This is a genomic window from Undibacterium sp. FW305-107 (genome assembly GCF_058788535.1).
Map to the genome: position 1 here is coordinate 41,254 of NZ_JBYTAV010000008.1, position 12,791 is coordinate 54,044.

The window sequence follows — 12,791 nt, forward strand, 5'->3', positions numbered from 1 at the left end:
ATGTCTCTGATCGTCGAAGATGGCACAGGCCTGGCTGATGCAGAGAGCTATTGCTCTGTGGCTGAAGCCAACGCGTATCACGCGGCTCTGGGTAACCAAGCATGGGCAAGCCTGGCCAGTGACACGCTGCGTGAACAGAATCTACGCAAGGCCACGAACTTCATGCGCCAACTGTATCGCATGGCATGGCAAGGTAAGCCCAGCAAGTCTACGCAGGCGCTGGACTGGCCGCGTTATGACGTTGAGGTCAATGACTACTGGCTTGCGAGCAATATCGTCCCAGTCGACGTCAAGAATGCGTGCGCAGAGTTGGCGCTGAAAGCGATCGCTGGCCCTTTGGTCGTCGATCTGAACCAAGGTGTCAAAAGTAAAAAAGTCGGGCCGATTGAGTTTGTCTATGACGAAAAGTCAACCAGGCACACTCAATACCTGGCCGTTGACAGGATGCTGGCACCGTTCCTTAATGGTGGTGGCAGTGCAATGATTAAGGTGTCAAGAGCATGAGTGCTTATCCAGTTGTGAAAATTGACGGCGTCAAGGTCGAAGAGAATACCTTCACTTGCCAGAATAAAGTTTGGATCGTCGCAAACTTAATTGAGCGGGCAAAACCCTTGCCAGTGTTCGAATTACCTCTGGCTGCGATCTATATCGGTTCAGAAGTCTGGGATCCGGTTCGGTCTGCTCGTGATCTGGCGGGGCATATGCGCCGAGTTCTGGACGTTGACACTTCACACCCGATCATTCTTGACCAAGAAGGTTTCATCATGGACGGTTGGCATAGGGTAACGCGAGCTTTGATAGATCGCAAAACGACAATTAAGGCTGTGCGCTTTGAGGAAACTCCGCCGCATGACTATGTGAAGAAGGACTCATGAACATCGACTACGCTTCGATTGCCCAGGATGTCGATGCGATTCTGGCTGAAGCCGGGCAGCCGATCACAGTCAGAACCGTTACTGCAGGTGCCTATGATCCCTCGGTAGGGAAGCCAACGACGACTAGCTCTGACCTGCCAGGTACAGGTGCAGTCTTCGATTTTGCTCTGCATCTGTCTGGTACCGCGTTTCAACCGGGAACGCTAATCGTTGCCGGTGACAAGCAACTGTTGCTGTCGCCGGTTGGCGTGACAGAACCACAGCCAGGCTCGTTCGTGGTCATTGGCACCGTGAAATGGCACGTAGTTGCCACGAAAACGCTAGCACCAGCAGGCATTCCAGTCCTATATGAAGTCTTACTGCGCAAATGAGCAACGCGGAATTCAAACGCAACTTTGCCAAAGTGCTTGAACGTGCTGGTGCAAAGTCGGAAGCCGTGGTGCGCGCTGCCGCCATGGAACTGCTAAAACGGGTAGTTGAACGCTCACCAGTCGGTGATCCGTCAATGTGGAAAGGGCCAGCGCCAAAGGGATATGTCGGCGGCAGGTTCAAGGCTAATTGGCAAGTGGCGGTTGGCTCCATTAATTACGGTACCGGCGCAGCTCCGGATAAGTCTGGAGCTAGCGCAATGACTCGAGGCGCGGGAACAATTAACGGGTTCCCCATGGGTGCGCAGGTGTTCCTGACGAACTCCCTGCCATACGCCCGTCGAATTGAGTACAACGCGTGGTCGCACCAGGCAAGCGCCGGTGTCGTGAGGTTGACGGTACTTGAATATCAACAAATTATTAAAAAAGTGGCAGACCAAATCAAATGAGTGACGATATCAATGTAAGGCGGGGCTTTGAAAAGGCTTTGGCCGCTATGGTTTCGCCAATTGCGACCGCTCACGAAAATGTCAAATTTGAGCCGACAGCAGAAACACCTTTTCAGCGAGTAAGCATCTTGCGCGCTGCACCAGTAGACCTGGTGATGGGGCGGACGCTTACGCAACTGCAAGGCATCTGCCAGGTGTCGCTTTTTTATCCCCAGGGAGACGGAACTGCTGACGCTGAATTGTACGCAGAGCGTATCAAGGCGCTATTCAAACCACCGCTGAGTATTACTGAGGGTGGCACTCGCGTGGATGTTGTCAACACCGCGACGATTGCCACTGGCTTTACAGATGGTGACAGGTGGGTAATCCCCGTCTCAATACCCTGGTCAGTGTACGTCAAAGGATAACCGGCTTACCCGGACAAGCAGCCCGCCTAATCAGCGGGCTTTTTTATTGGCTCGCCTTGCGGGCTATTTTTAATTGAGGTGTAAAAAATGGCAATCGAACAAGGTGTCTTTAAACAAACGCGAGTTAAACGTCAGTCCGCAAAAGGTGCTCTGGCAGGTCCTTCAGGCGGCCAGATTATGCGCCGTGAAAATTCCAAGACTGAAATGGCCAAGGAAACGTACACCACTGAAAGTGAAATAACCAGTTCGCAACAATTGACAAGCGTCCGTCACGGGCCAAAAACTATCAATGCAAATATTGATGGCATTTTGTCGCCGGGCACATACAGCGATTTGCTGTCTGCTGTCATGCGCAAAGACTTTGCTGCTGTGTCTGCGATCACTGGCGCATCAATTACTATTGCAAGTAGTGGCTCTGGTTACACGCTTACCCGTGCTGCCGGTTCCTACCTTACAGATGGTATCAAAATCGGCATGGTCGTTCGACTGACTGCCGGTGCATTCGCCGCTGGCAATCTGAACAAGAATATCCTGGTGACGGGAGTTACGGCCCTGGTACTGACAGGCATTGTGTTGAACAAACTTTCGTTGACGGCGGAAGGCCCAATCGCTTCGGCAACTATTTCCGTGCCGGGTAAAGTGACCTATGTGCCTGTTTCTGGGCACACCGATGTTTATTACACAGTTGAAGAATGGTACCCGACAGCTGGCGTCTCTGAGCGCAATCTTGATGTCAAATATACCAAAGCAGATTTATCTCTGCCAGGTTCTGGCAACGCTAAGATCAAATTCACGGCGTTGGGGCTGGATCAAACATCTGATACGACTGCTTATTTCACAGCACCAACGGCAGAAACAACTACCGACGCACTTGCTGCAGCGAACGGCGCCCTTCTGGTCGACGGTGCCGCGATTGCCACAGTTACCGATCTGTCGATCAATATCGACGGCAAAGGCGCAGTCGCCGATGGCGTGGTTGGTTCAGATGTCCGTCCTGATGTTTTCCGGGGCATCGTCATGGTATCTGGTTCGTTCACTGCATATTTCGAAGGCGGCACCGTTCCTGATCTGTATCGCAACGAAACGCTGACAAGTATCGTGTCTGCGCTGACTGCGGGTGCCGATGCCAGTGCTGACGTAATGACATTGACGCTGACAGCTGTAAAGCTCACTTCCAGCACGCCTGACGATAATCAGACCGGCTTGAAACGCACCTACAACTACACAGCACAGCGCAACAGGGTCGGCGGCGCCGGTACCGCGAACCACGCTACCACCCTGATGGTTCAAGACTCCCAGGCATAACGCCTAAATCCTCTTTGGCGAAAGCCATTCACTTGCACCGACTCGTTCGATGTCTTCCTTCGCAGGGAGCATCGGGCGAGCACGGGCTTTTTATTCTCTGCGAAAGTAAATTATGACAACTCAAACACAAAACAATCTGGTTGATTTAGATGCACTGGACACAGTTGCTGATTGTGAAGTCCCACAAGAACTGGAGCTGATGAGCGCTGACATGGTTGTCTCTACGGGCATCCGCGTCCTGGTGCTGGGTGCGCATGCCGAAAGGGTGGTCACATTCTTTAAGGGCAAGACAAAGAAATATGTTGCAGGCAGCGAAATCGCCAAGAAACAGAAGAAGGAAATCGAGTTTGCTCAAAACTTGATTGAAAACAGCACTGCCAGTGAAGTCGATGGCGCTGCAGTGCGCGTCACTGGCTGGAAAGGTGTCAAACAAGACTTTTCCCAGGACACGCTGAAGCGTGCTTTGACACGTAATCCGCATTGGATCAGTCAAATCAATAATTTCTCGGAAAACGTTGGAAATTTTACCAAGAAGCCGTTGCCGAACTCGCCGAATTTGCAAGACACGAGTACCGACTCTCAAAGCGAGACAGCGACGGCAAAAGCCTGAGAGAAACGCTCGAAGTAGTCGAGCGCATGACGGGAAGGATGCCAGCAGAAGGCATCAATCCCGTTGAGTTTCCTCTTGTACTGGCCGAAGAGTGGAGCTGGTTCCTGTCACTGAACGCCAGTCGTCAAACGGGTATGGAACCGTCTCCCATCACTGAAAGTGAAATCGGTTGTTTCTTTCAAAACCGAAGAATACGCCCTGAATTATGGCAAATCGATGTCATCAGAGCACTTGACATCATCGCGCTTGAAAGCACACGAGAAAATAAATGACTGTTGATATTGAAACGATTGGTATCGGGTTTGACACCTCTGGCATGTTGGCAGGCCAGCGTGCGCTCAAAGAAACCGAACAATCCGCCAATAGAACAGCCGACGCTGCGGATAAAGTAGGTGCCGCCGGGTCTCGGAACTTCAAACAGTTTGGAGACTCAGCAGCAACTGCCGAGCGCCAGGCAAAGTTGCTGTCGGAAACAACGTCGACCTTGAACAAGGTCATGGGGATGGCCACTGCTGCTTTTGGTGGTGCTCAACTGATTAGCCAGATTGATCAATACACGAAGTACACAGCACAACTGAAGCTGGCAACTACCAGTCAGACCGAATTGGGGAATGCCTTGAACGACGTTCGGCGCATTTCCAAGGATGCCCAGGCTGACCTGGCTGGTACTGGTGTTTTATACGCCCGTATCGCCAACGGTACCCGTGAACTTGGTATCTCGCAGAAAAAGGTCGCAGATATCACAGAAGTAGTGAATCTGGCATTGAAGGTAAGTGGGGCAACCACTGCCGAGGCTGCATCTGCACAACTGCAACTTTCGCAGTCTTTTGCATCTGGCACGCTGCGCGGTGAAGAGTTCAATGCTGTCAATGAGGCAGCACCACGCCTGATGAAAGCATTGGCCGATGGCATTGGCGTGCCGGTTGGCGCACTGAAGAACATGGCCTCTGAGGGAAAGATCACCTCTGAAGTAATGGCCAATGTCCTGCCTAAAGCACTTGGCGATCTGCGCAAAGAAGCCGAATCTGTCCAGACTATTGGTGGTGCGTTCACAGTTCTGAAGAACAATGTGCTTGAATTCATTGGTACTCAAGCAGAGGCTAATGGAACAGTAAAGCTTATCGCTGGCGGTATTGGCCTGCTTGCGGACAATCTTGGATTGGTCGCCGCTGCGGCCTCCGGCATGGCTGCAGCAAAGATTGCGGAAATAGTTGCAGGTATAGGTGCGTCGGTCATTCAAAGTACTGCCAGCACTGTTCAGTACGCCGAAGCACAAACAGCCCAAAGGGCGGCAGCTTTGGCATCTGCACAAGCAGAAGCCGCAGCGGCAGTCGCTACTGGCGAACGGCTGGCAATGACCCAGGCCGCAGTTGTGGTTTCAAGAGAGGAGGCAGTGGCTCAGCTTGCTTCTGCCAATGCATCTATGGTTTCGGCAGAGGCGCAAATTGCTGCATCCCGCGCGGCAGGCGCACTTTCGTTCGCAATGGCAAGTCTCACCCAGGGCGAGGTCGCATTGACCGCGGCCACACAGGCCCGTAGCGTAGCCCTGGCTGAACTTGCGATACTCGGGCAGCAGCAAGCCAGGGTATCAGCAGAAATTGCCGTGGCCAATGCCGCACAGACAGCGTCGCAGGTTGCATTGAACGGCGCTATGACTGCCGGTGGCGTGGCTGGTGGGCTTGCCAGTAAGGCATTGGGCCTGCTTGGTGGACCTATCGGCGCGATATCTCTTCTATTGGGTGTCGGCGTCACCGCCTGGATGGCTTGGAGCAATGCCTCTCGTGAGTCTGAGAAAGCGGCCACTTCCGTCGTGGGGAAGAGTACCGTCGAAATTATCGCTGATCTCGACAAGCAGATTGCGAAGTTGAAGGAGCGCAATGCACTGGCAGCGCAGCTTGGTGGTATGGCTAAGCAAGAAACTGAATCGGTTAAAGAGCTGGCGCGCCTACGTGCCGAAATGACCGATTTGGAAAAAGGCACGGGCAGTTACAAGGATGTGCAGCTTGATATCCGCACGGAACTGTTGCAAAAAATCGGCGCTCAATACGGAACCTTGTATGCCAAGATCCAAAGCGTAAATGAAGAGCAAAAGAAATTTGATGCAACCGGTAAAGTCGCAACTGACCTGGTTGAAGTTCGTGAGCGCCTGCTGGGTGTTAATAAGCAATATCTTGACGACCTGACCAAGCTGAACGCTGCGCGTGAAAAAGGGGCAATAGGCGAACAGGAGTATATCAAGCTCACATCGCAACTTGCGACAGAGACTTACAACAAGTCGAAGGCTGGTAAGGAGGCCGCCAAATCTTCCAAAGAAGCTGGCAATGAAGAAGAGCGCCTGGCAGAACTGCTGCTGAAAACGTCAGGGCTGACACGTTCGTTTTCTGACGACTGGGCCATGCTCAATGGTGCGTATAAGTCTGGAACTGTAACTCTCGATGGATTGATCGAGGCACAAGCGCGCCTCCTGAATCAACAGCCAGCGATCAAGAAGGCGCACGAGGAAATCGAGAAAGCAGAAAAACTGCGTGCGGCAGCTACTGCAGACGTTACTGCCGAGATAGAGAAGTGGCAGATTGCTACGCGATCAGCACAGGATCTACTTGACGAAGAGTACAAGCTGTTTGGCAAAGTCGGAGAAGCCAGGAAGATCGCCGCTGCACAAATCAAAATTGAGGCTGAACTCGAGGCGTTCCTCGTCGAAGAAAAGAAAAAGAAACACACTCTCATGCCCGATGAGATTGCATTGCTCATACTCGAGGCGAATGCTCGCAAGGCAAACATTGCGGCGATCATGGGTGAGAGTCAAGCTTTGTCAGGTGCCGCTGAGTTGCATGAGCAGAACAAGCGTTTCGGCTTGGAATACATCCTGGACGAAAAAGAGCGCGCCAGGGCAACTCTTGAAATTGACTCTGAATCGTGGCGACAACGCATTCAACTTGCAGGCGAGGGCACTGACGCCCAGAAAAAGCTGCAAGAAGAATTCGATATCTGGTACCAGAACCAGAGCCGGAAGCCGCAACTGGATGAAAACAAGAAGTTTTGGGAATCATTTGGCAGTACTGCGCACGATACATTTATAAGTATCACCAACGGCAGCAAGGATTTTGTATCACGTATGCGCGACACTTTTAGAAATGGATTCTTCGAGTGGTTGTGGCAGATGACTGCCAAGAAGTGGATTATCAATATTGGCACGTCTACAGGTGACAGCATCTTGGGCGGCGCTGTAAATGCTGTTGCAGGAGGCGCTTCGGGAGGGGGAAGCTCTTTGCTGGGAAGCATGGGCAACTTGTTCTCAGCGGGTAAAACCCTTTGGTCTGGCTTTTCAAGCGGTTTCGCCGCGACGAGTGGCATGGATTCCGGTCTGGCAGCGATGTACAAATCTGCGGAAACAGCTGGCAACTTGACCACTAGCGCGCAAGCAGGTGGATCGGTCGGTAACTACGCCTTTGCAGGTGGTATTGCTGCAGCAGTCTTAGCGGCCATGTCATACAACAACAGCTTGTATCAGAAGGGCTGGGATATTAAAAACGGGTTACAGGATAACTCGGCATCTCGCCTGGTGAACATGGGTATGCCTATGAATGGCCTGGCCTCTTGGCTTGGACCAATAGGCATGGTTAAGAATTCCGATGCCTTGTTACAAAAACTGGGCATGGGTTCGCAGATGGCATCCTTGCTGACTGGATCCTCGCTGATTTCGTCCCTCTTCGGCAACAAGAATCCAGAGGTAACGCGCCGTTATGTCACCGGCACTTTTGGTGGCGATGGTTTCTCCGGTCAAAACAATGCGGACTGGTTTAGTAAGGGCGGTATTTTCTCAAGCGACAAAACAGGGACACAAACTGGTGCGCTGGACAAGGACTTCACAAAGTCACTGACAAAACAGTACGAAGCTATAACGGCTGCCACATCCATATTCGCTACCTCTTTGGGAGTCAATGCCGATTACTTAAAAACCCGTACCCAAAATATCAGTTTTGACCTGGGCAAAGATGATGCGGAAAACAAGGCGAATGTCGAGAAACTGTTTTCCGACATCATGCGCGACATCAGCAAAGAGATTCTTAATCTGGGTGACAGCTCAGGCCTGGCCTTAAGCAACCTGGCAAAAGATGAAGAATCGGCATCTGACACGTTAGCGCGCCTGTCGCTGAATTTCACGAGTGTGAATGGGATTCTGAAAAGCCTTGGCCTGACTTCCCTCGAATTGACAAAGGCAGGTATTAAGGCATCCGACAGCCTGATGAACCTCTATGGTGGGCTGGACAATATGAAATCCGTGTCCGCTGCTTATTACCAGGACTACTACAGTGACACGGAAAAAGCAGCCATAGTCACTGGCAATCTGACAGACGAATTCAAGTCTGTTGGTTACGTTTTGCCGGAATCCTTGGCGCAATTACGGAAGTGGATTGAGGCTGCAAAGGATCTCGGCACAGAGGCGGGTGATAAAACGTATGTAGCGCTGATGCAGCTCTCTGGAGCTTTCTCAGCTTTGCAAGATATCAAGAAGCCTGCTGATGACAAAGTCGCTCAAAAGTCAGACATCATGCTGCAGATTATGGAGGCGCAGGGGCTTGGCCAGCAGGCGTTGAATCTGAAGCGTCAAACCGAACTCATGCTGATGGATGCTGAGACTCGCGCATTGTCTGAAAAACTCGACGTTGCATTGCGTGAAAAGGCTGAGCGTGAACTGGCTACCCGCCAATCTGAAATGATGGTTCAGATTTTGCAACTGGAAGGTAAAGCTTCTGAAGCGGCCGCGTTGAAACACAAGTTGGAAATGGCAGCGACGGAAGATGGCCTCAAGCCACAGGCAGAGCGCATCTACCAGCTCGGACTTGAAAATGCAGCGTTGGAAGTGGCAAAGCAACATCGAGCTCTTGAGATTGAATTGATGCGTGCTTTGGGTAATGAGGAAGGTGCACTTGCTGCCGAGCGTGCGGAATCACTTGTCGGTTTGGATGATTTCAGTAAGGGTATGAAGCAGCAAATATGGGCGGCAAACGCTGCTCAGGAAGCCATTGCCAAAGCCAAGGCGAGCGCCGAGGCTGAAGCGCAAAGGGTACAGCAAGCGCAAGAAAAAGCCAGGCAGGAGTACGAGTCTGCCTTGTCCAAAGCGCAAAGCAACCTTTCGTCTGCCTATCAGAGGCGCGCTGGCGAGCTCCAATCGCTGATTGATAAAATGGGGGCATTCGGCAAGGCTGCCTTGGACATGCGCGACAGCCTTATCTATGGTGCCAACTCCACATTGGGCACTGAAGCCAAGTACTTGCGCGCAAAGAGCAGCCTGGGCGACCTGACAGCGCGGGCAAATGCGCAAGATTCTTCAGCATTGCCGGAGCTGCAGCAGTTTATTGAATTGTCCAGAGCATATAACGCCAGCAATGGCGTATTTGTTGAGGAGTTTGATACTGTCCAGTCCATTTTGGAGAAAGCTGGCAAGACAGCGATGTCTCAGGCTGATGTAGCAAAAGCACAGTTGACAGCGCTGAATCAGTCTGTATCTGGATTGATCGATATCAAAGACGCTACAACTGACAGTGCTCAGGCGGTGGTGGACGCGATCAACGCCCTTACTCAGGTCACACTGGGCAATGTCAATGCCGCCAATGCAGCGAACGCTGCAAAGAATGGCACCATCAGCACAAAAGCTGGTCTTACTCCAGATCAGATTTATGGTGGCTTGGCAGGTGAGGGCGACAATCAACAAAAACGGATGAAGGCGCTCCAGGACGAAGCTGCAAACACTGCAAAGGTCACTGCATTCATGGAACAGGCATTGCAGGCGGATCTGCGGGCTGCGCAGAACGGTGGCGTGACCAACCAGTACTACATGGATCTGAACGACAAGTACTACACTCAGGCATCTTTTGAAAAATTTGCCCGTGAGTTGGGTTTGTTTGCGAATCCGGATTTGCCGACCGCATCCCGCTTGCCAAAGTTCGCGATGGGTGGCGTGTTCACCAACGGGATCGTGTCTCAACCAACTCGCTTCGATATTGGCGAGATGGGAGAAGCTGGCCCCGAAGGAATTATGCCTCTGGCACAAGGACCTAAAGGCCTCGGAATTCGCAGTTATGGCGGTAGCGCTGGTAAGGACAAGGAGCAAATCGAAATTCAAAAACGGCAACTCCAAGAAGCCGAACGAAATAATCGGCTTCTAGAGGAGCAGAATAAAGCCTTGGCTGACTTGCTGGCGGCAACGTTAACTGGCCAAGATCTGAACACTGAAGAAAGAAGGTCATTGAAGCAGTACTTGGGTAAGGCGATTAGTCAAAAGGCGGTGGCAAATGCCTGATCAAATCGTGCTTACTGAAATCACTGCATACAACCTCGCTACGTCCACAGTCGAGGTTCTGCGGTTTTGTGATGGTCTTGCCTACCGCACCAGGCCATCTGAGTCCCCGGCGAACGCCTTGTATCGCCCCTTCCTTAAAGATCCTGGCTGGTCGAGGGTGGATGTCTATAGCAGGCCTGGGCAATACGGGCACAACACGCCAGGCGAGGTAGTGCTGTTTGACCAGAGCGGCGCGCTTGGCACTTTGCTTAAGGGATATGCGTTTGACGGACGTAGCATCATCCAGCGTATCGGTGACCGTGGTGCGGCCTATCCGTCCGGATATGTGGTGACATTGAATGGCACCATGGCCGGCTCGCCGGTATTCGGCAGGACAGAGATTACCTTTCATCCATCTGACCTGACAGAATCACTGGATAAGCCACTGCAGTCGGTTCGGTATGCTGGAAGTAATGCCCTGCCTCTGGGTATTGAAGGTGTCGATGACATCAAAGGCCAGGTGAAGCCAATCGTGCTGGCGTTGGGCTCGAATATGTCGCCGGTTCAAGTCAATACCAGCAAGCAGATCTACCAGGCTTCAATCCCAGTCGGCGGTCAGGCAGTAACGATATCGGCTGTCCGGGATAAAGGTGTCCCGATTACTGCGGGCGCTGCTTACACGAACATGGCCGATATGATCGCCAATGCACCTGGAGCTGGCACTTACAGAGTTTTGTCAAATACAACTGATGGCTGCTTTTTCAGGCTGAACATACCACCTGCAGGTCAGATTACCTGCGATGCCGTATATGGCACAACCACTGCACATCGCACTCATGCCCAGGTTTGGCAGCGCCTCCTTGCCTATGCAGGTATTTCTGGAGGCTCGATATCGTCAAGCGACATTACCACCCTTGATACTGCGATGCCCGGTGAAATCGAATGTGTGTACATGGACGAGGTCACCGCCATTGATGCAATCCGTGAAGTAGCCGAAAGCGCGGGTTGCGCGTGGTATGGCGATGCCAGCGGTGTGCACAGGATACTGCAATGGACCGCACCGACAGGTTCGCCAGTTGCCACTCTGACGAACTTGCGTACAGACAGTATTGAGATTGCAGACCCTGTGGGTAATGGTGAAGTAGCTCCCGCATACTTGGTATCTCTTGAATGGGGGCGCAATTGGACGCGCCAGGACGACAGTGCTCTTGCCGGTGACAAAACAGTAAATACAGATACTGTCCGAGCTCCTGGTGGCCGCGCCTGGGTTGTGGCGCGTGCATGGCTTGCCAGCGAGTACCGTAAGGCTTCATCAACTGATGCCTCAGTCAAAACACCGCATCCGAATGCGGTAGAGATCAAATTAAGGTCAATGCTGGCAGATCAAACGCAGGCGCAGAACTTTGCTGACATGCAGTTGGCGCTTTTTAAAGTACAGAGAGATATGACGAAATTATCACAGTGGCTTTCGCCAGATCTCATCAATGTGGTCAGGAGCGGAACCGTAGTGTCGGTAAAAGATGACCGTTGGGATTATGCGAATGGGAAGTTGATGCGGGTTGCTGGTGTGCAGGTGGATCGATACACCGGTAAGACCGAATTAACATTATGGGGGTAGTGTGGCGAATCCGAAATTTTGTTTCCCGAACCATACTCTGCCAACTGCCACCATTACCCCAGTCGTTACTGGATCAGGTTGGTTAAGTCTTTCCAACTTGTCAGGTGATGTACTGTCGGAAATGGCACGTTACCCAGGCGTCAATCCGACCAACACTAAATTTGTGATCGATCTGGGCACCATACGCGGGGCAAGCGTCTTTGCAATTCCGTTTAACAATGCCCAACTCGGTGACATGGGCCGCATCCGCTTTGCGACTGATTCAGGCTTTACGGATGTTGTGGCCGACAGTGGCTGGAAAGAGTTTTGGGGCGAAATCTACCCATACGGTTCTTTGCTTTGGGGTCACCCGTGCTGGGTTGACGGTCATCCAACAAGTGAGCAGATCGCTGGTCAAGTGCCAGCTTGGATGTACCTAGCACCTGGCGAGGTTCTTGGCAGATATGTCGAAGTATCACTCAACTTTTCCACCAACACAGATGGATTTGTAGATATAGGGCAGATCGTCGTTTCTCCTGCCGTCTCTCCTGTTTATAACGTGTCTTTTGGTGTCGCCGTTCCGTACCTGAAAGACCCAAGTACAAAGCAGCGCTCAAAGGGTGGGGTGCAATTCTCGGACAAACAAAAAAAATATCTGGCGACCAGGATGCGGCTTGATTACTTGAGTGACGCTGAGACGTATGGGCAGATTTACGAAATGATGAGGCAATACGGCGTTAGCAAGCCATTGTTTTTTATCTATGACTCGGATGCTCCAGCGGCGATTCTGATGAAGCAATCGTTCATGTGCACACTCGAAAACATCACTCCGCCATCACAGACACGCATTGATCTCAATTCAATGGACTTTGAAATTTCTCAAACATTTTAGGACGC

Annotated in this window: 11 protein-coding genes; all 11 read left to right on the forward strand. The window is 51.9% G+C overall.

The genetic code is table 11. The features are described from left to right. The 11 genes from AC3WQT_RS18120 to AC3WQT_RS18170 all read left to right on the forward strand — a co-directional run bounded on the left by AC3WQT_RS18120 (position 1) and on the right by AC3WQT_RS18170 (position 12,786). Positions 1-504, forward strand: a complete 504-nt coding sequence (locus tag AC3WQT_RS18120) for a DnaT-like ssDNA-binding protein (RefSeq protein WP_492705763.1) — start codon at positions 1-3, stop codon at positions 502-504. Continuing rightward, positions 501-875, forward strand: a complete 375-nt coding sequence (locus AC3WQT_RS18125; protein WP_492705765.1) for a hypothetical protein — start codon at positions 501-503, stop codon at positions 873-875. Before AC3WQT_RS18120 ends, AC3WQT_RS18125 begins: the two co-directional genes overlap by 4 nt. Further along, on the forward strand, positions 872-1,246 hold the full coding sequence (locus AC3WQT_RS18130) for a hypothetical protein (protein ID WP_492705766.1): 375 nt from the start codon (positions 872-874) through the stop codon (positions 1,244-1,246). Before AC3WQT_RS18125 ends, AC3WQT_RS18130 begins: the two co-directional genes overlap by 4 nt. Further along, entirely contained in the window at positions 1,243-1,692 is a 450-nt protein-coding gene (locus AC3WQT_RS18135) for an HK97 gp10 family phage protein (protein ID WP_492705768.1), read from the forward strand. Before AC3WQT_RS18130 ends, AC3WQT_RS18135 begins: the two co-directional genes overlap by 4 nt. Continuing rightward, the gene (locus AC3WQT_RS18140; RefSeq protein ID WP_492705770.1) at positions 1,689-2,099 is read left to right on the forward strand and encodes a phage tail terminator-like protein; all 411 of its coding nucleotides are present in this window, start codon (positions 1,689-1,691) and stop codon (positions 2,097-2,099) included. Before AC3WQT_RS18135 ends, AC3WQT_RS18140 begins: the two co-directional genes overlap by 4 nt. Before the next feature lie 87 nt (positions 2,100-2,186). After that, positions 2,187-3,404: a phage tail tube protein gene (locus AC3WQT_RS18145; protein WP_492705771.1), complete on the forward strand. Its 1,218-nt coding sequence runs from the start codon at positions 2,187-2,189 to the stop codon at positions 3,402-3,404. A gap of 112 nt (positions 3,405-3,516) precedes the next feature. Beyond that, complete coding sequence (locus AC3WQT_RS18150; RefSeq protein ID WP_492705773.1) at positions 3,517-4,014, forward strand: hypothetical protein; 498 nt, start codon at positions 3,517-3,519, stop codon at positions 4,012-4,014. Positions 4,015-4,040: 26 nt separating this feature from the next. Then, complete coding sequence (locus tag AC3WQT_RS18155) at positions 4,041-4,286, forward strand: phage tail assembly chaperone (protein WP_492705775.1); 246 nt, start codon at positions 4,041-4,043, stop codon at positions 4,284-4,286. Further along, positions 4,283-10,318 (forward strand): tape measure protein, encoded by a 6,036-nt coding sequence (locus tag AC3WQT_RS18160; protein WP_492705777.1) that lies wholly within the window; start codon positions 4,283-4,285, stop codon positions 10,316-10,318. The genes AC3WQT_RS18155 and AC3WQT_RS18160 overlap by 4 nt, the downstream gene beginning before the upstream one ends. A 7-nt stretch (positions 10,319-10,325) precedes the next feature. After that, positions 10,326-11,915, forward strand: coding sequence for a hypothetical protein (locus AC3WQT_RS18165; RefSeq protein WP_492705779.1), 1,590 nt, complete (start codon positions 10,326-10,328; stop codon positions 11,913-11,915). Position 11,916: 1 nt separating this feature from the next. Next, positions 11,917-12,786, forward strand: coding sequence for a hypothetical protein (locus tag AC3WQT_RS18170; protein ID WP_492705781.1), 870 nt, complete (start codon positions 11,917-11,919; stop codon positions 12,784-12,786). The last annotated feature ends 5 nt before the right edge of the window (positions 12,787-12,791 follow it).

Bases quoted from the DNA above. Each gene is read 5' to 3' on its own strand.
- AC3WQT_RS18160 (WP_492705777.1), top strand. From the start codon at position 4,283: ATGACTGTTGATATTGAAACGATTGGTATCGGGTTTGACACCTCTGGC.
- AC3WQT_RS18130 (WP_492705766.1), top strand. From the start codon at position 872: ATGAACATCGACTACGCTTCGATTGCCCAGGATGTCGATGCGATTCTG.
- AC3WQT_RS18120 (WP_492705763.1), top strand. From the start codon at position 1: ATGTCTCTGATCGTCGAAGATGGCACAGGCCTGGCTGATGCAGAGAGC.
- AC3WQT_RS18145 (WP_492705771.1), top strand. From the start codon at position 2,187: ATGGCAATCGAACAAGGTGTCTTTAAACAAACGCGAGTTAAACGTCAG.
- AC3WQT_RS18150 (WP_492705773.1), top strand. From the start codon at position 3,517: ATGACAACTCAAACACAAAACAATCTGGTTGATTTAGATGCACTGGAC.
- AC3WQT_RS18135 (WP_492705768.1), top strand. From the start codon at position 1,243: ATGAGCAACGCGGAATTCAAACGCAACTTTGCCAAAGTGCTTGAACGT.
- AC3WQT_RS18125 (WP_492705765.1), top strand. From the start codon at position 501: ATGAGTGCTTATCCAGTTGTGAAAATTGACGGCGTCAAGGTCGAAGAG.
- AC3WQT_RS18140 (WP_492705770.1), top strand. From the start codon at position 1,689: ATGAGTGACGATATCAATGTAAGGCGGGGCTTTGAAAAGGCTTTGGCC.
- AC3WQT_RS18155 (WP_492705775.1), top strand. From the start codon at position 4,041: ATGACGGGAAGGATGCCAGCAGAAGGCATCAATCCCGTTGAGTTTCCT.